The 24,935-nt window shown below is 41.5% G+C and carries 24 protein-coding genes; 14 read left to right on the top strand and 10 right to left on the bottom strand.

Going from position 1 to position 24,935, the window contains the following annotated elements; all coding sequences use genetic code 11:
• Positions 1-24: 24 nt before the first annotated feature.
• On the bottom strand, positions 25-945 hold the full coding sequence (locus V7783_RS06930) for a DUF808 domain-containing protein (protein ID WP_335678098.1): 921 nt from the start codon (positions 943-945) through the stop codon (positions 25-27).
• Positions 946-1,066: 121 nt separating this feature from the next.
• On the opposite strand from V7783_RS06930, the gene V7783_RS06925 reads away from it, so the two are divergent.
• On the top strand, positions 1,067-1,351 hold the full coding sequence (locus V7783_RS06925) for an MliC family protein (protein ID WP_335678097.1): 285 nt from the start codon (positions 1,067-1,069) through the stop codon (positions 1,349-1,351).
• A gap of 76 nt (positions 1,352-1,427) precedes the next feature.
• Positions 1,428-3,449 carry a methyl-accepting chemotaxis protein gene (locus V7783_RS06920; protein ID WP_335678096.1) on the top strand — a complete coding sequence of 674 codons (2,022 nt, stop codon included), beginning with the start codon at positions 1,428-1,430 and terminating at the stop codon, positions 3,447-3,449.
• A gap of 6 nt (positions 3,450-3,455) precedes the next feature.
• Here V7783_RS06920 and V7783_RS06915 read toward each other — a convergent pair whose 3' ends face one another.
• Complete coding sequence (locus V7783_RS06915; protein WP_335678095.1) at positions 3,456-6,086, bottom strand: EAL domain-containing protein; 2,631 nt, start codon at positions 6,084-6,086, stop codon at positions 3,456-3,458.
• Positions 6,087-6,251: 165 nt separating this feature from the next.
• Here V7783_RS06915 and ubiD point away from each other — a divergent pair, with 165 nt between their 5' ends.
• The 7 genes from ubiD to V7783_RS06880 all read left to right on the top strand — a co-directional run bounded on the left by ubiD (position 6,252) and on the right by V7783_RS06880 (position 11,093).
• Positions 6,252-7,718: a 4-hydroxy-3-polyprenylbenzoate decarboxylase gene (gene ubiD / locus V7783_RS06910; protein WP_335678094.1), complete on the top strand. Its 1,467-nt coding sequence runs from the start codon at positions 6,252-6,254 to the stop codon at positions 7,716-7,718.
• 86 nt (positions 7,719-7,804) lie between these two features.
• Positions 7,805-8,518, top strand: a complete 714-nt coding sequence (fre, locus tag V7783_RS06905) for an NAD(P)H-flavin reductase (protein ID WP_335678093.1) — start codon at positions 7,805-7,807, stop codon at positions 8,516-8,518.
• Positions 8,519-8,635: 117 nt separating this feature from the next.
• A complete protein-coding gene (mntA, locus tag V7783_RS06900) occupies positions 8,636-9,028 on the top strand; it encodes a type VII toxin-antitoxin system MntA family adenylyltransferase antitoxin (protein ID WP_335678092.1) in 393 nt (130 codons plus the stop codon).
• Positions 9,015-9,440 carry a type VII toxin-antitoxin system HepT family RNase toxin gene (hepT, locus tag V7783_RS06895; protein ID WP_335678091.1) on the top strand — a complete coding sequence of 142 codons (426 nt, stop codon included), beginning with the start codon at positions 9,015-9,017 and terminating at the stop codon, positions 9,438-9,440. The genes mntA and hepT overlap by 14 nt, the downstream gene beginning before the upstream one ends.
• A 74-nt stretch (positions 9,441-9,514) precedes the next feature.
• Positions 9,515-9,838 carry a hypothetical protein gene (locus tag V7783_RS06890; RefSeq protein WP_335678090.1) on the top strand — a complete coding sequence of 108 codons (324 nt, stop codon included), beginning with the start codon at positions 9,515-9,517 and terminating at the stop codon, positions 9,836-9,838.
• A 27-nt stretch (positions 9,839-9,865) separates the two neighbouring features.
• Positions 9,866-10,567, top strand: coding sequence for a helix-turn-helix transcriptional regulator (locus V7783_RS06885; RefSeq protein WP_335678089.1), 702 nt, complete (start codon positions 9,866-9,868; stop codon positions 10,565-10,567).
• A gap of 121 nt (positions 10,568-10,688) precedes the next feature.
• The gene (locus V7783_RS06880; protein ID WP_335678088.1) at positions 10,689-11,093 is read left to right on the top strand and encodes a CBS domain-containing protein; all 405 of its coding nucleotides are present in this window, start codon (positions 10,689-10,691) and stop codon (positions 11,091-11,093) included.
• Positions 11,094-11,128: 35 nt separating this feature from the next.
• On the opposite strand, the gene add is transcribed toward V7783_RS06880, so the two are convergent.
• The 8 genes from add to cyaY all read right to left on the bottom strand — a co-directional run bounded on the left by add (position 11,129) and on the right by cyaY (position 20,858).
• Entirely contained in the window at positions 11,129-12,130 is a 1,002-nt protein-coding gene (gene add, locus V7783_RS06875) for an adenosine deaminase (protein ID WP_335678087.1), read from the bottom strand.
• A gap of 152 nt (positions 12,131-12,282) precedes the next feature.
• Positions 12,283-14,979 (bottom strand): CHASE domain-containing protein, encoded by a 2,697-nt coding sequence (locus tag V7783_RS06870; protein ID WP_335678086.1) that lies wholly within the window; start codon positions 14,977-14,979, stop codon positions 12,283-12,285.
• A 40-nt stretch (positions 14,980-15,019) separates the two neighbouring features.
• Complete coding sequence (locus V7783_RS06865) at positions 15,020-16,129, bottom strand: heme biosynthesis HemY N-terminal domain-containing protein (protein ID WP_192540841.1); 1,110 nt, start codon at positions 16,127-16,129, stop codon at positions 15,020-15,022.
• Entirely contained in the window at positions 16,126-17,991 is a 1,866-nt protein-coding gene (locus V7783_RS06860) for a uroporphyrinogen-III C-methyltransferase (protein WP_335678085.1), read from the bottom strand. Before V7783_RS06860 ends, V7783_RS06865 begins: the two co-directional genes overlap by 4 nt.
• Entirely contained in the window at positions 17,992-18,930 is a 939-nt protein-coding gene (gene hemC / locus V7783_RS06855) for a hydroxymethylbilane synthase (RefSeq protein ID WP_335678112.1), read from the bottom strand.
• A 63-nt stretch (positions 18,931-18,993) separates the two neighbouring features.
• On the bottom strand, positions 18,994-19,857 hold the full coding sequence (locus V7783_RS06850) for a DUF2914 domain-containing protein (protein WP_335678084.1): 864 nt from the start codon (positions 19,855-19,857) through the stop codon (positions 18,994-18,996).
• Between the two features lie 24 nt (positions 19,858-19,881).
• A complete protein-coding gene (locus tag V7783_RS06845; protein ID WP_192540838.1) occupies positions 19,882-20,538 on the bottom strand; it encodes an alpha/beta hydrolase in 657 nt (218 codons plus the stop codon).
• Complete coding sequence (gene cyaY / locus V7783_RS06840; protein WP_064666843.1) at positions 20,535-20,858, bottom strand: iron donor protein CyaY; 324 nt, start codon at positions 20,856-20,858, stop codon at positions 20,535-20,537. The genes V7783_RS06845 and cyaY overlap by 4 nt, the downstream gene beginning before the upstream one ends.
• Positions 20,859-21,006: 148 nt before the next feature.
• Here cyaY and lptM point away from each other — a divergent pair, with 148 nt between their 5' ends.
• The 5 genes from lptM to V7783_RS06815 all read left to right on the top strand — a co-directional run bounded on the left by lptM (position 21,007) and on the right by V7783_RS06815 (position 24,917).
• On the top strand, positions 21,007-21,201 hold the full coding sequence (gene lptM, locus V7783_RS06835; protein WP_192540837.1) for an LPS translocon maturation chaperone LptM: 195 nt from the start codon (positions 21,007-21,009) through the stop codon (positions 21,199-21,201).
• Positions 21,201-22,454, top strand: coding sequence for a diaminopimelate decarboxylase (lysA, locus tag V7783_RS06830; protein WP_335678083.1), 1,254 nt, complete (start codon positions 21,201-21,203; stop codon positions 22,452-22,454). Before lptM ends, lysA begins: the two co-directional genes overlap by 1 nt.
• A 62-nt stretch (positions 22,455-22,516) precedes the next feature.
• Positions 22,517-23,347 (top strand): diaminopimelate epimerase, encoded by an 831-nt coding sequence (gene dapF / locus V7783_RS06825; protein ID WP_064666840.1) that lies wholly within the window; start codon positions 22,517-22,519, stop codon positions 23,345-23,347.
• Entirely contained in the window at positions 23,344-23,967 is a 624-nt protein-coding gene (locus V7783_RS06820) for a DUF484 family protein (RefSeq protein WP_064666839.1), read from the top strand. The genes dapF and V7783_RS06820 overlap by 4 nt, the downstream gene beginning before the upstream one ends.
• Positions 23,964-24,917, top strand: coding sequence for a tyrosine recombinase XerC (locus V7783_RS06815; RefSeq protein ID WP_064666838.1), 954 nt, complete (start codon positions 23,964-23,966; stop codon positions 24,915-24,917). Before V7783_RS06820 ends, V7783_RS06815 begins: the two co-directional genes overlap by 4 nt.
• Positions 24,918-24,935 lie beyond the last annotated feature (18 nt).

Here is a 24,935-nt window from a genome sequence, read left to right as displayed (position 1 = left end):
CTTGCTAAGCCATCGCCGGCAGATTTAATTTGCCGGCTTTTTTGCTTTCAGACTTACAGCGGTATGATGAATTAACACCACTAAGGCGCCAGCCAATACCCCTAATACGCCATCAAATAATAGCGGCGCAAGCACTTCACCCAGCGTACCTAAATTTGTTAGTGCAAATTCAGTGACCGATATTTGCCAATGATGTAACAGACTGATGCCGTGAACTAAAATACCACCGCCGACTAAGAACATCGCTACCGTCCCTGCAAATGCTAAAAACGCCATTAAACGTGGTGCCGCAGCAAGTAAACCTTTACCTAACACTTCTTTAAAACGATTTCCTGTTTGCTGAGCTTGAGTAAGCAAATATAAACCTGCATCATCAAGCTTTACAATGCCTGCTACCAAACCATAGACACCGATGGTCATGATCACAGCAATCACACTCAGTACCAACGCTTGATTAAGCAAACTGGCACCAGCCACAGTGCCAAGCGTGATGACAATTATTTCTGCCGATAAAATGAAATCGGTACGAATAGCCCCTTTAATTTTTTGTTTCTCGTATTCCACTAAATCTAAATTTTCACTTTCACTGAGTTCATCGTTTTTCGGGTGCGGTAAAAATTTTTCAACGAGTTTTTCAGCGCCCTCAAAACACAAAAATAACCCGCCAACCATTAATAGCGGCGTAATGAGCCAAGGCAGCCATACACTGATCAATAAAGCAGCTGGGACCAAAATTGTTTTATTGAGGAGCGACCCTTTTGCCACAGCCCACACGACAGGCAGTTCACGATCTGCACTAACACCGGTAACTTGCTGGGCATTTAGCGCCAAATCATCTCCTAAAACACCGGCGGTTTTTTTTGTAGCAACTTTACTCATTGTGGCAATATCATCTAACAATGTGGTGATGTCGTCCAACAAGGTTAATAAATTTGTACCTGCCATTTAATTTCCTTTGTACTTAAATGTTTATAATAATCAACATAGCCTAAACGGCCACTTTCACCAACGGTTAATTTTCATCTGCTATGCTTGTCGACAAACCAACTTACCAAGGTACCAATTTATGTATAAAAGCTTACTAATTGCATTCGGTGTTCTGAGTCTTAGTGCATGTACTGAACAACAAAACAGCCAGTCTTATTCTTGCGATAGCCAACTAACGGCGGTTATTACCAGCGAAAGTGAAGAGACAGCATCACTAGCTTACAATCAGGTTACCTACCAATTAACGCAACAGGTCAGCGCCTCAGGCGCAAAATATACCAATGATGACGTGCTTTTTTGGACCAAAGGTAATGAAGCCATGCTAATCATTGATGGCAACAAGTATCACTGTAATTTAGAGTAAAGCATCCGCTTACAGCGCTTATAATTTACAAAAATACTGCTACACTCATAAATACTTAAGTATTTACGGGTTAGCTATGCGCGCTATTGCTATAAAAACAAAACTGATTTTTGCTTTTGCCACAATTGGTTTTTTAATGCTTGCCAGCAGTGGTTTTTTTTACTGGTCACTCGGGAAGATTCATCATGCAACTTCAGATATTGAAACCTTAGCAGTCCCCGTACAGCAGCAAAGTAATGCGCTGCGTTTATCACTGTTATCAATAACCAAATTTAATGCTGTTGCCTATAGTCAAACAACTGAAAACAGCTTGCAACAGCAACAGCAAAGCGCCGCTGAAAACCAAGTATTATTTGCCAACAAGCTGAAAGAGTTAAACTCGCAACTTAATGATCAACCGCAAATGCAGCAGCTACTATCAAACATAGAGCAACGCTATCGGCATTTTAATACAACCAGCGCAACAATGTTTAGCGCCAAACAGCAAGGACTAACCGCTAGGGCTCAAGTCACTGCACTGGCAAAGGATTACGCCAATAACCTTACTGACTTAAGTAATGGCTTACTTGATTTAGAGTTAATTGAAGTAACCGCTGAACAACAAACATTATTAGCTGCAATAGTTGGCACCGCGACTCGCATTGATGATTTACTTTTCACTTTAGGAAATAACGTTAAGAACATCAGCCATATAAATACCTTGCAAACACTCAATAGCCATCAACAAGACACCAGCTTTTTGCTCGATAATATTCAATCTAATTTCACCTATTTACAACAACAAGCAAGTGAACTGGAAAATAAAGCCAACTTTGCCAACTTAGAAGAGCTACTTAACTTAGTAAACCAACAATTAGCAACGTTATATCAACAACAAACTACGCTTTTAACCAGCAAGGTTGCCGCTGAACAAGCCTTTTCTGCATTTCAGCAGCAATTTCAACTTACTGAACAACTTATTATAGAGCTCAATCAATTAGCCGATAAACGCTTTAATACCTTACAAGCCGATGCTCAATCAGTCATCAGCACAGGCTCAACACTTGCCATTATTATAAGCTTAGTGCTCATTTCATTTGCTGCGCTGATCTGCTTTTTAACTACACGCGCAATGCTAAAACCGCTTAATGCGGTTAATAAAGCGCTATCACGTATCGCTTCTGGAGATTTATCGAAACGCACAAAACCTCTTAACGACGATGAATTTGGCATACTTTTGAACAATATAAACCAATTAAGTGATGATTTAAGTTCGTTATTAAGTGCAATCAGTGACAACGCCCATACTTTGGATCAATCAGCAATTCAAACCAGTGAGCAAGGCCAACAGATGACCGAAGCAGCGCAGCAGCAATTAGATCATATTGCCCAAGCCAGTTCCTTAGCTCAAAACATGCTTAGCAACTCCCAAGCCGTATGTGAGCAAACAGATAATACCTCCAGTGAAGTGGCAAACGCCTCACAATTTGCCAATGATGTTAATCACATCGCTGATCGCAACAGCCAACGTATTGCTGCTCTATTCGCTCGTCTTGATCAAGCAGTACAAAGCACTGACGAACTCACTCAACACACACAATTAATTGGCGCGATTGTAGATACCATTAGTAGTATTGCTGAACAAACAAATTTACTTGCGCTAAATGCTGCAATTGAAGCCGCCCGTGCGGGTGAAAATGGCCGAGGCTTTGCAGTTGTCGCAGATGAAGTACGCTCTTTAGCAGCACGTACACAAAGCTCTACCAGTGAAATTCACACTATGATCCAAACACTGCAACAACAAGCTAGTACAGCTCACCATGAGATCAATGACGGCCAACAACAAGCAAAAGAGTGTGTTGCCAATAGTAGCGAGCTAAACCAAGCCGTAGATAAAATAAAAAGCACTTTAGTGACAATTAACCAAATGAGTACACAAATTGCGGGGTCATCACATCATCAACTTGATAACAGTAACGATATAAAGCAGATCATGTCACAAGTAACCGTGCAAGCACAAAACAATGCTGAACATGCAAGCACCTTAGCAACTCAAAGTGAAGATGTGAACCAACTCGCCCACTCACTTACCAGTGCTGTAGAAAGGTTTAAGTTCTAACTTTGCTCAATTATGTTGCTGCGCAATAAACTCTTTGATGTATTTATCAAATAACGCTGCCGGGAGTGGTTTACTGTATAAAAAGCCTTGAATGTAATCACAATTTAAAGCTGTTAAAAAAGCCCGCTGTGCAGATGTTTCAACCCCTTCAGCAATCACTTTTAGATGTAGATTACTTGCCATTGAAATGATTGCACTCACCATCGCACAATCTTCAAGGTCGTCGGGCAAGTCTTTAATAAACTCTCGGTCTATTTTTAATTTGCTTAACGGGAAACGTTTCAAATAACTCAGCGACGAGTAGCCGGTGCCAAAATCATCAATTGCCAAGCCAACACCAATAGCACGCAGTGCTTGCAACTGCTGCAAGGTATTTGAGCTATTATCTGCAAGTAACGTCTCTGTGATTTCAAGTGTTAAACACTGCGGCAATAATTGGCTTTCCTGAAGAACTGTTTTAACCAGTGTTTCAATATCTTGACGAATAAACTGCACGCTCGACATATTAACTGTTACAAAAAATTTGTCGCCAAAACAACTACACCAATTAGCCGCCTCACGACACGCCTCTCTGAGTACCCACTCACCAATTGGAATTATTAATCCCAACTCTTCACAAACCGGAATAAATTGGGCCGGAGACACGGCTCCTAACTCATTACTATGCCACCTTAACAAGGCTTCACAACCTACCGCTTTTTTGTCATGACTAACAATTGGCTGAAAATAAACAGTAAACTCATTATTTTTTAGAGCTTTATGAAGCGCATTTTCAAGCTTGCTGCGAGCGGTTGCTTGTTCGTGTAAACCACTGGTAAAAAACTCAAAACAATTTCGTCCTTGCTCTTTTGCTTTGTACATAGCGCTGTCTGCATTTCGTAATAATATTTTACGATCCATTCCATCATCAGGGAAAATAGTGATCCCCATACTGCCTGATAAAAACACATCTTGTTCTGCAATTTGAAAAGATGAGTTAAGTGCCTTGAGCGCTTTTTCCGCTAATCGCTCAATATCTGCTAATGCGTTGATGCCTGGTAATAACAAGGCGAATTCATCGCCACCAAACCGCGCAACCACATCAGAGCTACGCATACATGCTTTAAGCCTTTTTGCGGCTTCAAGTAACAGTAAATCACCGCTATTATGGCCTAAAGTATCATTAACGTTTTTAAAACGATCTAAATCTATAAAACAAATAGCCAAACGTTTATTATCAGCACTTGCACGGATCATCTCTTGGTCTAGTTTATTATTATAATAAGAACGATTTACCAAGCCTGTAAGGCTATCAAAATTAGTTTGCAGCCACATTTCTTGTTCATTCTCTTTACGTAGAGAAATATCATTAAATAAGGCGACATAAAGCTCAATGTCTTTTTCCTCATCAAAAACTACTGAAATATTTAGCCAGCTGGGGTAAATGCTGCCATCTTTACGACGATTCCATACCTCACCTTCCCAGTGCCCAACCTCGCTTAAACGTTGGTATAGTAATTTAAAAAAGGATGGTTTATGGCGACCTGAGTTTAAGATTGCGGGTGTTTTACCAATTATATCTTGCTCTTGATAACCAGTGATCTGCGTAAATGCTTCGTTTATCGCTTGAATTTTATTATCGCGATTAGAGACTAAAATACCTTCATTTGTTGCCGAAAAAACCGTACTTGTCAGTCGCTGCTGCTGACGTGCTTTCAGCTGCAAGGTAATATCCCGAATTAAATGTATCTCACCCACTTTGCTATTTGTTTCATCCGTAACTGCGGTTACACGTGCATCCCCCCAGAATACCTCTTTGACACCATGGAATTGACACTCACTATCGACCCCAACCACACTTTTTGGGCATTGTGTGAATGAGTAAATATTACGACCTTTGAGTGACTCTCCCGCAGCTAATTTTTGTTTAGCCATAGTGTTCGCTGTAATAACAACATGTTCAGTGTCAGTAAAAACCAGCAGGTCATCAATGCTATTAAAAATAGCCTTCAGCGTTGCACTATCTTTTTGGGCCGATTTTTTAGCGATACGTAACCGAGTAGTCAACACCGTTAGCGTAGCCAGTAATATCATGAGTAACGAAATCGATATCAGTGCTAGCATCAATTGATCAGCGCGCTTCTCTTCAATTTCATTGGTTTGACTGGCAACCAATTCTTCGAGGTTTTCTTGATAATGCCAAAGTGCCTTTTCAAGGCTGCGTTGCGATGAAATGTCATGTATTACAGAAAATAAAAAATCTTTATTATTAATCGTAAAGGGGGCGGAATAAACGCTAACCGTCCGGGTTTCACCATTTGCTAAGCGATGTTTAAAAACAAAGTAGTTCTGCCCTTTACTTAATGCAGCTTGGCGCTCCAGCGCAACTTGCTGCTCGGTAAAAATATTTATTTGTTGGATCTGCATCGCTTGCAACTGCGCAATACTATAGCCATAAAATTCGGCAGCCGCCTTATTGGCAAATTTAATTTCACCGCTTTGAGGTTCCACCACTAACATCACCGCACTATGCTCATTAAAAAGCGACATATTGATCGCAGGATCTAATGACTGCTTTGCAGCAGATTGATTTGCAAGGGTAATTACAGAGCATGCAATAACAGCCTTAATAAATGTTTTTACGATAAGCCCACCCATTCATTAAAAACTCACTTCAAACATTTGCTCTAAACTATAGCTTACTCATTCAAAAATGTACTAAATTCCTCATTGAAATGATCCTTAAAACAGCTCAGAAATTCGCTTAACCCTTTTATTTAAGTATAATGCCAGCAGTCTTTTTAAGCTTTAAAGCGGCCCATAATGAAATACAAAGATCTGCGCGATTTTATCGATTTACTTGAAAAAAGAGGTGAGTTAAAACGCATTCAACAAGAAGTTGATCCTTATCTAGAAATGACCGAGATTGCCGATCGTACCTTGCGTGCTAAAGGCCCTGCTTTACTGTTTGAAAACCCGAAAGGTTATGATATTCCGGTATTGGCTAATTTATTTGGCACCCCAGAACGTGTCGCTATGGGTATGGGTAAAGAAGATGTCAGCGAACTACGTGAAGTCGGTAAGTTGCTAGCATTTTTAAAAGAGCCAGAACCACCAAAGGGCTTAAAAGAAGCATTTGGTCAAATCCCCGTCTTTAAGCAAGTATTAAATATGCCTGCCAAAGAAGTAAAAAAAGCACCGTGCCAGCAAGTTATTATTGAAGGCGATGATGTTGATTTAACGAAGCTTCCTATCCAACACTGCTGGCCAGGTGATGTAGCGCCATTAATAACATGGGGTTTAACCGTCACTAAAGGTCCCTACAAAAAGCGCCAAAATCTTGGGATTTATCGCCAACAGTTGCTTGGCAAAAATAAAATCATCATGCGCTGGTTATCACACCGTGGTGGTGCGCTTGATTTTCAAGAATGGTGTAAAGAAAACCCAGGCCAGCCTTATCCAGTGTCGGTAGCATTAGGGGCTGATCCTGCGACTATTTTAGGTGCGGTCACGCCAGTACCTGATACTTTAAGTGAATATGCCTTTGCGGGTTTGCTGCGCGGTAGCAAAACTGAAGTGGTTAAATCCATCTCAAACGATTTACAAGTACCTGCCAGTGCTGAAATCGTGCTTGAAGGTTATATTATGCCTGGCGAAATGGCACCTGAAGGCCCATATGGTGATCACACTGGTTATTATAACGAAGTCGATGACTTCCCGGTGATGACCGTCACTCATATGACACACCGTAAAGATCCAATTTATCACAGCACTTTTACTGGCCGCCCGCCAGATGAACCGGCTATTTTAGGTGTTGCACTTAACGAAGTGTTCGTGCCAATTTTGCAAAAGCAGTTTCCTGAAATTGTTGATTTTTACTTACCGCCAGAAGGTTGCTCTTACCGCATGGCTGTCGTAACAATGAAAAAGCAATATCCTGGTCATGCAAAACGGGTGATGATGGGCGTATGGTCGTTCTTGCGCCAATTTATGTACACTAAATTTGTCATTGTTTGCGATGATGATGTCAACGCACGCGATTGGAATGATGTAATTTGGGCTATCACCACACGAATGGATCCCGCCCGCGATACAACTCTCATAGAAAACACGCCAATTGATTATTTAGACTTTGCATCACCTGTTTCAGGTCTTGGTTCAAAAATGGGTATGGATGCTACTAATAAATGGCCCGGCGAAACCACTCGTGAGTGGGGCGAACCCATTGTGATGGATCAAGCGACTAAAGATCGCGTCGATGAAATCTGGCAAAGCTTAGATATTCTTTAACAGCTCTTTTAGAGGCTATAAACTCACTATGCGGATATGTTATTATTGTTCAAATAAAGTGCGTATCCGCTAATTTAAGGTAAAACATGCAAACATTACACGCTGAAGTTGTCGCTATCAGCCCATTAACCGAATTTGTTCACAAAGTTATTTTAAAACCTGTTGAAAGCGTCACCTTTGAAGCTGGTCAATATTTGCAAGTAGTGCTAGGCGAAAAAGACAAGCGCGCATTTTCAATTGCCAGCCGCCCCTCACAGTGCGATGAACTAGAACTACACATCGGCGCATCTGCCGTTGATTCATATGCAATGCAAACCCTTGAGCATTTACGTGCAGCATATGCAGATAAAAGCTTAGTGACCATTGAAGCTGGTTTAGGTATTTCACAATTACGCTTACAATGCGAAAGACCAATTATTTTACTTGCCGGTGGCACAGGCTTTTCATACGCTAAATCAATGGCCGATCATTTAAGTGAAATTGAGTGTGATCGCCCTGTGTTATTTTATTGGGGCGTCCGTGAAGAATCAGCCCTTTATGCGCATACTGAAATGCAAGCATGGGCTGATAGCCGCAAAAATTTTGAGTTTATTCCTGTGGTTGAAAACCCAAGCGACAGCTGGACAGGTCATACTGGCTATGTACACAAAGCAGTTATGAGCGATATAGTGTCACTTGCTCCTTACGACATCTACATGGCCGGTCGCTTTGATATGATTGGTATCGTTCGCGATGACTTCCTGGCCCATGGCGCTATTCGTGAGAACATGTATGCCGATGCATTTGCATTTATAAAGTAACATACATACTATAAAAAGCGCCCGGTGGCGCTTTTTATAGTGATTTTACTAAATATACAAATCCTATCCTTTAAAGTTATACTCAATTAACTTAATAAATAAAATCAGTGCCGTTTTATGACTTCAGCAATCGAACAGCGTATTGTGACCTTTTTACTTAAACATATTGAAGGCATAAAGCTGATCTATTTATTTGGCTCTCATAGTAAAGGGACCGCCAACAACAATAGTGATATTGATATCGCGATTATGTCACTCCAACCTTTAGATAATGTCCTACGCTTTAATATTGCTCAACAACTTGCTATAGACCTGGATACTGATATTGACCTCGTTGACTTAAACTCGGCATCAACCGTGTTGCAGATGCAAGTGATATCAACTGGTAAAAAGTTATTTGGTGAATCAGTATTTGACATTACATACGCGGCACAAATCTATAGTATGTATGGCCGTCTGCAAGAAGACAGGCAAGAAATTATTAATGATTTCAAAAATGAGTATAACTAACATGCAAGACGTAATTATTAATAAGCTCTCGACGATTAAGCGCTGCTTAGGCCGTATTAATGATGAATTTACGAATGAGCTTGAATTTAAACAAAGCTACACGAAGCAAGATTCTGTGATATTAAACTTGCAACGCGCCTGTGAAGCATGCATTGATATTGCCAATATACTCATCAAATATCATAAACTAGGCATTCCACAATCAGCGCGCAATAGCTTTGAGTTAATTGCTAATGCAGGGTTGATCTCTACCGATAGCGCCACAGCACTTAAAAAAATGGTTGGTTTGCGTAATATTGCCGTGCACGATTATCAAACTTTAAATTTAGATATCATTATTGCCGTGATTAATAAACACCTCTCAGACTTTGAAAAATACAGTAAAGAAGTTGCCCAGCAAACATTAACTTAAAGCTGCGATTGCATTACTGACACTCCCTGACAGCCTGCTATGATTTACTTAGCTCTTCTTAAATAAGGAGAACTATGATGACCAGTAACGTAATTGAAGTTGTTAATTTTAAACTCAACACTAACGCTAAGTTAGCGCAATTTCATATCGCTAATAACGCATTTCAAAACTTTATCGACCAACAACCGGGTGTGCTTTATCGCTCACTTGCTAAACAACCAGATACCTCAGATTACATTGATGTTATATATTTTGCTACGCCAGCAGATGCCAAGCGAGTCAGTGATGCTTTTTCTGAAAATGAAACCTGCCAACAGTTTGCTAAACTAATAGAAAAACAAAGTGTGCAGTTAGTTAAATACGAAGTACTTAGCCAAACCGCTTGTCAGCAAAGCTAGTAGCTTTATTTTAAGGAACGAAAAGCAGTGCATAAATCAGAGCGGCTATTTCAATTGGTAAACATACTTAAGAGTCGCCGCTTTGCGATCACTGCAAACGAACTTGCCAATAAATTACAGGTATCTCAGCGAACAATTTATCGTGATATTCAGCATTTACAGAGTTCCGGCGTACCCGTTGAAGGTGAGGCAGGCACAGGCTATCTAATTGCCGATTATGATTTACCGCCAATGATGTTTACCTTAGAAGAGTTACAAGCACTATTGCTGGGCAGCAAAATGGTCAGTGCTTGGACCGATCCGCAACTTGCAGCTAAGGCACAAGCTGCTATCACAAAAATAAATGCTGTATTACCACAACAACTAAAGCAACAAGTAGAGCAGCTTCCTTACTTAGTATCAGGCTTCCATCATGGAAAAAGTCACCAAGCAACAACCTTATTACTGCGCCAAGCAATTGCTAATAAAACCAGCATTGAATTTGATTACCTTGACGCTAACCAACAACCGAGCCATCGTATTGCTGACCCTTTAGGCCTTGTGTATTGGGGTGCCAAGTGGACGTTAATTGCTTATTGTCAGTTACGCTGTGACTATCGCGAGTTTCGCTTAGATCGCATTCAAAGCATTGTCGCTCTTAGCAACGAGTTTGAAACGACCCCGGAAAAAAACTTAGCCCATTATATGGCATTAATCGAGGCTAAATATCAGGCCAAGCCAGATGAGTAACTTCCTTGTTAAAAGAAGCTATGATTGTTTTTAACTATCAAACTAATCAGCATAAACAATTTCACAAAAACTCATTCGTTAACCATACTTATAGTTAAGTAATTAACGGGGAGAGACCCAAATGTTGAACACCAAAGTAAAAGATTTTATGCAGCGTAAACTGCCACATATCACCCCTGAAACAGAAATGACGACAGCAATAGCAGAATTACAAAAGTTTAAACTACTGGGCGCTCCCGTGTTTGATGATAATAAATGTTTAGTGGGTTTTATTTCTGAGCAGGAATTACTAAAACCATTAATGCAGAATAGCTATTTTTGTGATGGTGTAGTGAAAGTTGCACAACTGATGCAAACAGAAGTTGTTACCGTCAATGCCGACACCAACATCTTAGAACTTGCAGAGCAAATGAAAACGGGAAAGCCAAAAAACTACCCCGTTGTTGAAGGGACCACCGTGATAGGCATGATTGGCCGCAGTGATATTCTCAAAGCAATGTATGACAACTACCTAAGTTGCCAATAAAAACCAGAGGCGCATAAATACGCCTAACGGCCTTTTTATCGTGCGGCAGCGGCTTGCTTGAGTTGTAGTTTTTCAGCATCGCTCAAATAAGCTATTGCTAGTGCATTAGCTTGGGCTTTTTCCATGTCGGCTTGAGTTAGCCCTGCCGCAGGTGCCGCAATCGCGTATTCATGCTCAATTTCAATGCCTTCAACAGCTGGATCATCAGTATTAATACAGGCCAAAATACCATGGTCTAAAAATTGTTTCAGTGGGTGCACGTCTAAACTTGCCACGGTGCTGGTTTGCACGTTACTGGTTAAGCACGACTCAATACCAATGCGCTTATCTCTGAGGTAGTCCATTAATTTTGTATCTTCAATCGCCTTAACACCATGACCAATACGTCCTGCACCTAGCTCGTTAATCGCCTGCCAAATGCTTGCCGCGCCAAGCGCTTCGCCTGCATGAATAGTCGCCGCTAAATAAGCATCACCTACTTGCTTGAAGTGATCAACAAATAATTCGCCTGGAAAACCAATTTCATCGCCGGCTAAATCCACTGCAACTAAATCATTTTTAAACGCGAGTAATGCATCAAGCTCTTGTTGGCAAATTTTAGTGCCGTAAGTGCGCGACATAATACCTATTAAATTCGCTTTTACAGTGCTGTTTTGAGTGGCACTTTTAATACCATCAACAACCGCTTCTACCACTCCTTGCGGGTGTAAACCACAACTTTGCGCCATGTAGTAAGGACTAAAACGCAGCTCAACATAATCTAAACCTTGCGCTTGAGCATCTTCAATATTCTCAATCGCGATACGACGACAGGCATCATAGTCACCCAATACAGCAACGCCCCAATCAAGCTTTTGTAAAAAAGCCATTAGGTTGGGCTCAGGATCAATAACTTGTACATGCGGAATAAGTGCTTCAACGTTGTCAGCGGGCAGCTGGATATTGAACTGACGACCTAAATCAAGAATCGTTTGTGCGCGAACGTTACCGTCAAGGTGGCGATGGATATCTAGCAAAGGGAGTTTTTTATTGATCATAATTAGCACTCAGTTCAGTTAATTTGCGCGGATGATACGCACTTAAATCGGTAATTCAAGTTTAGATGATTTTGTGCGTATTATTGAGGTCATATGTCAGCCTATAACAATAAAAAAACACAAAACAGTAATTTACGAAGTGAACCATGGCGTTAAACATCTTTATGTAAGTAGTGCCACACGGTTTTAAATAGCTTTTCTGCATCTATTGGTTTTGTTAAGTAACCGTCCATACCGACCGCGAGCGCTTTTTTAACATCGTCCTCATGGGCATTTGCAGACAAAGCAATAATAGGCAACTGATGCATAAATAATTCATAACGGATCACTTTGGTCGCTTGCAAGCCATCCATATTCGGCATTTGAATATCCATTAGCACTAAATCATAACGTGTTTCAGAGACTTTCTCTATGGCCTCAAAACCATCACAGGCCACATCAGCAATACAACCTTTGGTTTTTAATATCGCAGTAGCAACATGTTGGTTTAGCGGGTTATCTTCGACTAATAATATTTTAAATCCAGCAAAAGATAATTTGCTTGTATCAATATCATTAAATTGCGGCTCTAATTGCTCTACTTTAACCAACGGTGAATTGAGCGGTAAAGTAAAGGTAAACGTTGAGCCCTGCCCTTCTTTACTCGCTAGGCTTATCGTGCCACCCATTAATTCAACCAACTTTTTGCAAATACTTAATCCCAATCCAGTACCACCGAACTGTCGCGAGGTTGAGCTATCAGCTTGAGCAAAAGGTTGAAATAGCTGCTGTTGCGCTGCTTGGCTAATACCAATACCCGTGTCACTGACGCTAAAATATAAGCTATCTTGCTGCTGCCACACTTTTAAGGTAATAGCTACTGCTGCGGTAAACTTAATCGCATTGTTTAATAAGTTAAGCAGCACTTGTTTTAACCGTATTGGATCAGAATCTAACTGTGGCTCAATATTACTATCGATTTCTAAAATTAATTCCAGCGACTTAATATCGACTTCAAATTGCACCAAATTAATTATCTCATCAAGTAACTTATCTAATGCTATTGGTTCTTGCATTAAATCCAGTTTTCCAGCTTCCATCTTAGAAAAATCCAGAACGTCATTTAATACCCTCAACAGCACACTCAATGCACCATCAGCTTGCTCTATATAACGGCGAGCTTGTTGCCAATCTTGCTGCTGTAATGCTAAATAATGCAGCCCTTTAATACCATTGATTGGAGTGCGTACTTCATGGCTCATATTAGCTAAAAACTGGCTTTTGATCTGACTGGCTTCATCTGCTTTTTGTTTTTCTTGACGTAAAACACGTGTTTGTTGAGCGACTTGCTCCCGTACCTGAATATTAGTGCCTGTTACTGAAATTAAAAAGGTGATCAGCAACCAAACAAATAGCATTCCTAATATTTGTGCAAACCAATACATTATCCACGAGGTTTGTGTTTTTGGTTCAAGTAGTTGTATTTGCCAAATTCGCTCACCAAGCTCTAATTGATATTCATGTAACAGTTCTATATCGGTACGATCAGTACGATAAATTAATAATCTATTTTTTGCATCCGTGGCATCATAAAAATGCGCACTTATTTGACTGTGATGATTAAATTGTAAGGTATTTGCTAAGCGCGCCACGCTCACCACCGCGACCACAAACCCTCTAAAATCTACATGTGTATTGAGATCATTAAATACTGGGCTAATAAACAGCACGCCTTGCTCACGCGTTTTATTCTGTAATAGCTTAATCGGCTCAGTAACCACTAATTCATTCAATGATTTTGACAACATTAATGCGCTGCGGCGCTGACTGCTCGACGCTAAATCAAAACCAATAATCTCTTCATTACCTATAATTGGATAGGTGTATTGCACTGGGTAATAAACATCTCGCTCACTAACGGGCTGCCAGTGTCCTGCTGAAGACTGCTCTTTAATGTAAAACTTACTTTGCTCAGCTTGCTGCTGGCGAACGCTCTGTTGATAATCACGACTTTGCCCTGCAGGTACGTAAGGCACCCATTCAAAGGCGAGAATTTCATTACTGTAATCCAGCTGTTTTGAAGTAAAACGCTCAAATTCATCATTACTTACTCCATCACTACTGGCAAAGAAAGTTGAAAGTAATGCTAAGTGCCCGGTAATCTCATCTAATTTATGGTTTATTTCTGACTGCACTTCTGCAACCTTCGCTTCCTGCTTTTGAATATCTTTATCTCTTTTAACGCTGGCTGCCGCATAAAAGCTGATACTGATCACTATATAAATAAGTATCGCCGGTAAAATAACTTGTAAACGGTGACGCATCTGCGCGTAATTAAACGCGGCGAGTATTAATGGCGTAAATATTAACACCCCAATACTGTCACCAATCCACCACGCGACAAAGTTATCAAAGGCAACATGCACAGGAATTACATTATTAAAGACTAATAAACTAGTGCCAATAGCAGCTGCTGTAACACAGCAAACAGGCCCGGCAATGATTAAGCTTTGCACACTGTGCTTTAAAGAAGATAAATCTAATGGCGCTTTGATTATTCTAATTATAATAAAACAACCTAGCCAAGCCTGTAATATTGCAGCTAGTGAAACCAGTAAGGCTTGTAAGAACACTTGCCAATGTAAAATGTCTACAACGCGGTCGAGATGAATTAAATTAGTAAGCAGTGCCCCCAGTAAAATACCTAAAAAAGCACGTCGCCCACACAATAAAAAACCAGCCAGTGCAATACCTGACGGCGGCCAAGAAGCAACCGCATAACCATCGATTGCCAGTAAGGAGTTACTAAAGAAGCCGGTAATAAAATAAGTAAAAGCAAGACTAAACGTCAGAGTAAATATATTTTTCAATGCTCTGACGCTCCCTTGCTGGTATGGATAACACTACGCCTTACAAATATAGATCGAGTGCTTTTTGTGGTTGTGCGCTTTTACTATAACTAAGCTGGGCTTGGGCCAAATATGCTTTGCTATTTTCTCGAGTTAACGCTTTATCAAATACCCGCGCAGCGAGATCGTATTCACCATGAGCATTCGCCAGACAAGCAAGCGCGAGTAACAATGCTTGATTGTCTGGGTCTTTCTTCAATGCATCTTGTAAACTTGCTTGTAATTTAAGTGCATCCCCAGGCGCTGATACTTTTAAAACCTGAGCAAGCTCGTTGTGCTGCTCTGGTTTTTTCAGCATTTTTAATAAGCTTAGCTCTATTTCATTTAGGCGTCCTGCTTTTGCCATCGCAGCTAAGTAACAGCTATGCGCTTTAACTTTTAGGTTTTTAGATAGTTGCTGATACTTATCGGTTAATTGCGATTCTGGTTGTGCCATAAAATAGCTGGTTAATAATATCGACCACTGGCTGTCAGTTAACGCTTTTTTACTCAGTAAACGCGGCATAAACTGCTCAAGCGCAGCCCACTTTTGCTGTTGTACAAGTACTTCGGCATACAGTTTTAGTTCCAAGGCGGTGGCTTTTTTAGCTTCTGCCAAGGCTTTCAATTCACCTGTTACAGTACTGCTGTCACCACTGGCAAGCCATAACTTGGCAGCTTTAAGCTGATTGTCTGGACTAATTTTATCTAACTGTTCGATTGCTTTGCTGGCATCATTATTTTGTAGCGCTGCTTTAGCAAGCATCGCATGACGTAGATCCTGCCAAGGCTCTGCCACACTGTTATTGGCAAGCGCCAGTTCAAGCTGTTCATAGTCGCTATTTACTAAGCTCCAAACACCTTGCTCTATCGCGGCTTGTTTACGCTCCTCACTGCGAGCGAAAAAACGATGACGAGTATTGCTGTACATAGACCATATATAGCGAATAAGTTTATAAGTTAAATATAAACCGAGCGCGATAACCAAAATGGTCGCGCAAAATGCGACGATCGATCCTTCAATAGTGGTTTGATTAAACGAGATTAATACATAACCCACTTCACCTATCAACATAGGTGATACAGCAAGTAAAACTGCAATAGCTAAAATAACTAATATTAAGCGGATCATTTTGCCCACTCCTTGACCTGCTCAGTACTTTGCAAGGTGATAGATGGGCTAAAGTTTAATTGTTCCTTGCTCAGCTCCTGCAGTGCTTTAAGCGTACTTTTAGTTAGCGCATCATCGTGTTTAAAATAATCTTTTACTAATACTTCAGCCTGGCTCAGTGCCGTAAAATAAACGCTGGCTTGTTTCGTCAACAGTGCATCCTGCGCTTGTGCTAAATATAAGCTTAATCGTTGTTGAATTAAGTGACGCTCTTGCTCTGTCAATAATGGCTCTATAGCAATATCTTCACGCTGACGAATTTTAATAAAGTTATCTTTAAATTGATGCCAAGAATTAGCTAAGTTTTGCTGCCAATCACTGACGTTTTCACTCAATGCATGCTGTCCTTCTTGCTCCACTTCTTGTGGTAATGCTACAGCATTAAAAACAAGTTTATCGATTTGTCCTAGCAGGCCATGTAACTGTAAATAAATTGCTTCTATCGCAACGGGTTCAACGGTGCTAAGTGCTTGCAAGTCTTGGTGTATCGCTTGGCGAATAGCGCCCGTGCCCGGATGTTCGGCAAGTAACGTATCTAAGCGAGTTAGTACGGCCGTTGCACCTTGGTAATCTTTTTCAGCCCACAATTTAAACTCAGCCATACGCTGCAAGCTGGTTACTTCTTGTGGGTTAAGGCTATACGCTTGTTGCTCTGCTCGCTGTAACGCGCTTTCTAATTGCTGCTGTGTTTCAGTCTTGCTTGCAGCTAAAGCTGCGGTCACTTTTTGCTCGCTATTAAACAACGCTTGTTGCAAGGTTTGCTGAGCAACTTTAACGACTTGTAATTCCTTACTAAGTAGTTGATTGTCAGCTGATAGCTGATTGATCAATTGATTGGCTTGCTGCTGCGTATTTAATTTTTGATAAAACTGATAACCCACACCAGATGCCACAATCAACGAAATTAATAATGCTAAGCTGCCAGTTTTACTTACTTTTTGTTTGTTAGTTGGGTTTGTTTTTTGATTCATAGCAAAGTCTTTTTTTGTTGCCGAAGGAGAGTCTGCAACCTTCGCATTCACTTTGGTTGTACTGCTTTGTGCTGCCTTTGTGTCAGCAGGCTGAGATGTTGGCTGTTTATCTTCACTCATAAGGGTACCTTCGCTGATACAAGTAAACATTGCGCTATCACTTGCACCCGCGGCAATGTGTATATTTGCCGAGTCAATCTGCTGCGCCGCAAGGTGTTCGCTAATGCGAGCACTGGCAACATAAAACTGACAGTGTCTTAACCATTCTAGTTGCTGTACGCTGAGCTGGCGAAAAATCGCATCAACGGCCGCATTACTTGTTATGACTATACCTTTAACATCAATGCTTTGCCAGTGGTCTAGCCAGTCAGTTGAATTCCCCTCAACAGGGCTACGTTGATAAACCACTAAATTATTTAAAAATGCACCACGCTGCTTGAGAGTCTTTGCAATAGTAGGGCGGCCGTCTTTGCCTTTCACTAAAACAATATTCTGCCCATCAATCTGCTGTAATGACTTAAGCGTTAACAACCCTTCTGAATCATGTTGCTTCGGGACCGCGGCACGTACGCCAAACGCCTGCCAAATAGCTTCTGCGGTTTGTTCACCAACGGCATAAAACTGTGCTTTGGTATTTATATCCGGCTTAAGGCTCAGCAGCGCATTAACAGCATCTTGAGAGATAAAAATAATTTTATCGGCATTCAATAAAGGGCTGAGCTGGGTGTTGCTTGGAGTGAAATAATCAATCTTTAAAACCGGAAATAAGGTCGCCTGATAACCCTCCTGCGACAGTTGCTGCGCAAGGTCAGCGCCTTTTCCATGTGGGCGAGTTATCAGGATCTGTGACATTTATGCGTCTCTATATACGTCTGCTAAAATTTTATCTGCGCCTAATGCAAGTAATTGCTCGGCCAGTTGTACACCCAGTTGTTCTGCATCAATTGCCTTACCACTGATTTCTGCGCGTAATATTTCGCTGCCATCAATCGCACCAACTAAGCCGCGTAAATGCACTTGTTCGCCATCAACTAAAGCATAAGCGCCAATGGGTACTTGGCAACCGCCTTCTAAACGGCGATTCATGGCACGCTCTGCATTTACCCGAATGCGTGTTTCATTGTGCTCCAGTGGTGCAAGTAGCGCTTTGGTTACTTCATCATCAATACGGCATTCAATACCGACTGCACCTTGGCCATTGGCTGGTAGTGATTGCTCAGGCTCAATAAAGGCTTTAATACGGTCATGCATTTCTAAACGAATTAACCCAGCGGCGGCTAAAATAATCGCATCATATTGGCCATCATCAAGCTTAGCTAAACGAGTATTCACATTACCACGTAAATCACGAATTTCTAAATCAGGTCGCAATGCGCGTATTTGGCACTGACGGCGTAAACTAGATGTACCAACAATAGCACCTTGTTGTAACTGTGCAATGTTATCAAAGCTATTTGATACAAACGCGTCGCGTGGATCTTCACGCTCACAAATAGTGTGTAATGCTAAACCTTGTGGGAAATCTACCGGTACATCTTTCATCGAATGCACGGCAATATCAGCACGGCCATCTAGCATGGCTTGTTCAAGCTCTTTAACAAACAGTCCTTTGCCACCAATTTTTGCTAAAGGTGTATCGAGAATAATATCGCCTTGGGTCGACATAGGCACCAACTCAACAGTAAGGTCAGCATGGAAATGCTCAAGTTGTGCTTTTACAAATTCAGCTTGCCATAATGCTAAGGCACTTTTACGTGTAGCAATACGGATAAGTTGAGATTTTTGTGTCACTTTTTCAGTCATAAAAGGAGTCCAATTAATTTTCTTTGCTAAGTCTTAAAATATGCTAATCAATTACTCAGCTAAAATGCGAAATTCTTTTTGTGCCAATAAACGGCCCTGTTCATCAACAACATCAACGCGCCAATTGCCAACTTGTTCAGGTAAAATAGTTTTATTTGAGAAAGTACGATAGCGAGGAGAGGTCACATCAAGTTCAATGCTTGCTTGCACTTCATCTTCATAGCGCCAAACATGCTTTACTTTTTGTCCTTGCAGATTTTTAAGTTCGCTAAAAAATGCCATCGTGTCAGTAAATTCATTGAAACGTACATCTGCTTTAAATACATTCACAGGTTCACGATCCACAACTTCACGCGTCAGTACCGCACGACTTACTTTGTCAGTATCAATTCGTGCACCAAGTGCAACACTGGCAACATGTGCTGAATCGGCAAAGCTATCAACGGGGTCTGCTACGCCACTTTGTTCTAGCAACTCATCATTGCTATCAGGTATAACTACAGTGCTAACTGCTGGAGTCTCACTTTGTTCAGGCTCACTCACAGCAACAACTTGTGGCTCTGGCTCAGTTACTAATGCAGTAATATCACCCTGGTTGTTTTCACTAACGGCTGCGATAACGGGCGCTGCCGGGGCTGGTTCAAGCTCTTCACCTTCATTATCTGATGTAGCAAGTGGTATGGCTTCATCTGCAACGACTTCACTAACTAACGGAGTCGGATTGTCTGTTGGTTGTTGTTCATTCTGCTCTGCGTTAACCGAGCCTAATAGGCTATAAGTAAAAATAACTAACGCAAATACCACTAATAACATAACTGTCACAATGCGCTTCCAGTGCCATTGATAGGTTACTTCAGGGGCGATAGGTGCTGCCGCACGACTCATATTTGCTGTGATCACTATTTTTTGTTTCATTTTAGCCTCGGCTACTCAACACTATTAACTTAAGCGAGCAATCAACCAATGACGGATCGCCAAAAGTTCTTCCCCACAGACCTGGTGGCCCATTGGGTAATCTTGCCAACTTACCTCCATGTTATGCGCTGTTAATACATCAAACGCATGACGACCAGCCTCACAAGGAACAACTGGATCTTGACTACCATGAGCCATAAATACATTTAAATCTGTGTGTTTTGCTTCTGCGGTTAATTTCTCAGGCACGCACATGTATGTCGACAGCGCCATTACACCAGCCAGCTTCTGCTGTAAGCGCGGTGCTAAATGCAGCGTAATAACGCCACCTTGTGAAAAACCCGCCAAAATAATTTTATCCGCAGCAATACCATTATTAAGCTCTTGGTTAATTAGCTGCTCAACTTTAGCTGCTGATTCACGAACTCCAGTTTCATCAGCCCGTTTGTCTAAATCCATTGATTTAATATCATACCAAGAACGCATTGCCATACCACCATTAATGGTGACCGGTTGCACTGGCGCATGAGGAAACACAAACCGCAAACCTAGCTCATCAGGTAACGCAAGTTGTGAGGCAACAGGTAAAAAACCATCGCCTGAATCACCTAAACCATGTAACCAGATAATCGTCGCTTTATGTTCACCCTTAGCTGGGTACTCTACAAACGCTAAACTCATAACTCTGATTGCCACTGCACAGTTTGACCTGCTTGACGCGTTGCTGCTTCATTCATAAATTGCCAAAACTCAGCGCCTGAGCGGTTATCAATCCACTGATCACCACGTAATTCAAAGTGATGACCATTAAACTTAGTCGCAACCCATACTTGATGTAAAGGCGCTTGCTTATTAATGACAATTTTACTGCGATCCGCAAAAATAATTTCCAAAATACCTTCGGCAGATTCATAGTCTAAGTCGGCTTCACAGTCATCCACTTGTTCTTCAATAGTGAACATAAGTGCTTCGGCTAATTGGTGGTATTCATGATCAGTCATAATTGTTTCCTTTTACGGGCATTTAGCCAGGTATTCGGTACGAATTGCATGCAGACAGTGTAACAGGAATAAATTCATCCGCGAATAGCTGCATTTTTTAGATATTCTGTTAATCTGCGATTATAAAGCCAGCAACGCGATTAATCTAATGAAAGAGATGCATCTTAAACAATTAAAACGACTTTCCCCACTCAGTGTACTTCTTATCGCTTTAGCTGGTTGCGGACAAAGCGGGCCATTGTATTTACCAGACGATAAAGTCGAACCAAATCAAAAAGAACAAGTAGCGCCACCCGCTACCAAAACACCATCATCAACAACCGAATCGAAACAGGACCACTAATGGACTTTTTTGACTATAAAAAAAATCAACTGCACGCTGAAGACATCGCTGTCAATGAGCTTGCAGCACAATATGGCACCCCGTGTTATATCTATTCACGTAAAACCTTTGAGCGCCATTACCTTGCCTTTGCCGAGGCTGCTAGCAATCACAAAAACTTAGTCTGTTATGCAGTTAAAGCTAATTCAAACATCGCGGTGTTAAACGTGTTAGCTCGTTTAGGATCAGGGTTTGATATTGTTTCCAAAGGGGAACTTGCACGCGTCATTGCAGCCGGTGGTGATGCTAAAAAAGTGGTGTTTTCAGGGGTTGCTAAAACAGCTGACGAAATTGCCTATGCACTAAAGCTGGGTATTAAATGCTTTAACGTTGAGTCTGTATCTGAACTAGACCGCATTTCTCAGGTTGCCAGCGAACTTAACTTGGTCGCACCTATTTCGATTCGTGTTAATCCAGATATCGACGCTAAAACTCATCCATATATTTCTACAGGTTTAAAAGAGAATAAATTTGGTATTGATATTTTGACCGCTGTTAGCGTTTATCAATATGCTGCGTCTTTACCTGGTTTAAAAATCACTGGTGTTGATTGCCACATAGGCTCGCAGCTAACAGAGATCAAACCATTTCTCGAAGCGCTAGACAAAGTACTGGCTCTAATTGACGATTTAAAAGCCAACGGTATTGAACTCAGCCACTTAGATATTGGCGGCGGTTTAGGCGTACCATACAACGGTGAAACCCCACCACACCCGAGTGAATATGTGGCACATATCACCGAGCGCTTAACCAACTACCAACACCTAGAGCTGATTTTTGAACCAGGCCGTGCCATTGCCGCCAATGCGGGAATTTTAGTAACTAAAGTTGAGTTTATTAAACAAAACCAAGATAAGTATTTTGCAATTGTTGATGCAGGTATGAACGATATGTTGCGCCCAGCTTTATACCAAGCATGGCAAAATATTGTGCCGGTAACACCGCGTAATGACGACACACCAACCTGTAACTTTGACATTGTTGGCCCTGTGTGTGAAACAGGTGACTTTTTAGGTAAAGATCGCATGTTGGCATTGCAACAAGGTGATTTACTTGCGCAGCGCAGTGCTGGTGCATACGGCTTTACTATGAGCTCTAATTATAATTCGCGCCCTCGTGTGGCAGAGATTATGGTTGATGGCGAGCAAAGTCATTTGATCCGCGCTCGTGAAACTCTTGAAAGTCTATGGCAAGGTGAGAAAATTTTACCATAAACTTTTTGTAACGAGGCTGCTCTGTGGCATGATTAGCGCAGAGCAACCCGAATTAGAGCGCTATGTTAGTTAATTTTTCCAAAATGCACGGCCTAGGCAACGATTTTGTTGTGATTGATAACATTACACAAAACGTTTTCTTGTCACGAGACCAAATAAAAAAACTGGCAGATCGCCACTTCGGCATCGGCTTTGACCAGCTATTGATGGTTGAAGCGCCTTACTCTCCCGATCTCGATTTCCATTATCGTATTTTCAATGCCGACGGTAACGAAGTAGAACAATGTGGCAATGGTGCTCGCTGCTTTGCTCGTTTTGTGCGGATGAAAGGCCTTACCAACAAGCATAAAGTCACTGTATCGACTAAATCAGGCAACCTCACGTTGTATATCGAAAAAGATGGCCAAGTTACAGTAAATATGGGCCATCCAAATTTCGAACCAAGCAAAATTCCGCTCAAAGCCACTAAGCGTGAACTCACTTATATTATTCGTGCTGATGAACATACCGTATTTAGTGGTGCAGTCTCTATGGGTAATCCGCATTGTGTACTTGAAGTTGACGATATAAACACCGCAGATGTAACGACTTTAGGCCCGTTGCTTGAGAACCACGAACGTTTTCCACAGCGGGTTAACGTAGGTTTTATGCAAGTGATCAACCCTGAGCATATTAAACTGCGGGTATGGGAGCGCGGCGTTAACGAAACGCTGGCTTGCGGTACCGGCGCTTGTGCCGCTATGGTGATAGGCCAAATTCAAAGTAAGCTCTCTACCACGGTACAGGTCGATTTGCCTGGCGGTAGTTTGCAAATTCGTTGGCAAGGTGAAGGCCACCCGGTAAGGATGACAGGCCCTGCTGAACATGTATTTGATGGACAAGTTGCTTTATGAGTCATATTACACCTGAACAAGTTGCTGATTTTTTACGTGAAAACCCTAGTTTTTTGCAGCAAAATAACGACCTTTTGGCGCAACTAGAGCTCCAGCAACATGCACAAGGTGCGACTTCATTAGTACATATTCAGCAACGGCAATTACGAGAGCACAATACGATGCTTAAGAGTAAAATTGCCACCTTAATTGCACATGCCAAAGAAAATGAGCTCATTTATAGCCTGTTTAGCGAATGTCATCGCCAACTGTGGACTAACTACGACTTTAAAACTTTAGCAATTAACCTGCGTAATATTATTTGCACTAATCCTGCCATTAGCGAATGTCACTTGCTAAGGTATGAAAGTCAATTTGATAAGCTAATTGCTCATCGTTTACAACCTGACGGCGTTTATCTAGGTCGCGTGAATCAGCAAGAGCGCGACTTACTGTTTAACGTTGAGATCCAGTCAACCGCCCTCTATTTAATTGGTAACAGTCAACACCCAATCGCTATTTTGGCGTTTGGTAGTAAAGATCCTAACCACTTCGAACCAGCAAAAGACAGTTTGTTTGTGCTTGAATTTGTACGCTCATTACAACTTAGATTGCTGGAGCTGGAACAGGAACTTGCATGAGCGAACAGCTCCCGCCTGATATAGATGAACTTTGCGAACAGCTGAGCGATGCATGGCGTACGCCTATTCAACAATTTAGCGACTACCTAAAATTTGAGAAACAATACTCTCCACACACAATAATTCAATACACCAGCCAGCTTGGCTTTGCCGCTTTGTATTTCAGCAAACTTTGCAATGATTGGTCAAATGTGCAAGGCGAGCATATTCGTCGTTACAGTATGCAACTGCGCAGCAAACAATTAAGCGGGCGCACAATTAGCTTAAAACTTAGCTGTATTCGCAGCTTGTATAAATTTTTAAAAACTAAAAATACTAGCCAACAAGCTCATTACCATAATCCAGCAGACGCAATCAAGGGGCCTAAATTTGCCAAGCCATTACCGAAAAATCTCGATGTCGATCAGATGGCTCGGTTACTTGATATTCACGACGACGATCCGCTGGCAATACGTGACCAAGCGATAATGGAATTAATGTACTCTTCTGGTTTGAGGATCAGCGAGCTAGTAGGCGCTAACTTGCAAGATATTAACCGTAGTTCAGCTGAGATTTTAGTCAGAGGTAAAGGTAATAAAGAGCGGTTGTTACCTGTCGGCGGCAAAGCACTCGAATCATTAAATAAGTGGCTAAAACTTCGCCCACAATTTGCCCACCCAGATGAAGTGGCCATCTTTGTCAGCAGTAAAAAATGCAGGATCTCAGCCCGCCATGTACGCCTGCGCATGCAAGAATGGGGTATAAAACAAGGTATTAGCAGCCAAGTACATCCGCATAAATTGCGCCATTCATTCGCCTCACATATTCTAGAATCATCAGGCGACTTACGAGCTGTACAAGAGTTACTAGGACATAGCAGCTTATCAGCAACACAAGTGTACACGCATTTAGATTTTCAACATTTAGCAAAAGTGTACGACAACACTCACCCTCGCGCTAAAAAACGCTAAAATACCAACGAACAAGGA

This window comes from Pseudoalteromonas sp. (assembly GCF_036960685.1).
In the GTDB taxonomy this organism is placed as follows: Bacteria; Pseudomonadota; Gammaproteobacteria; order Enterobacterales; family Alteromonadaceae; genus Pseudoalteromonas.
Note: the sequence above shows the minus strand (reverse complement) of the source record. Positions and strands in the feature narration are given on the sequence as shown.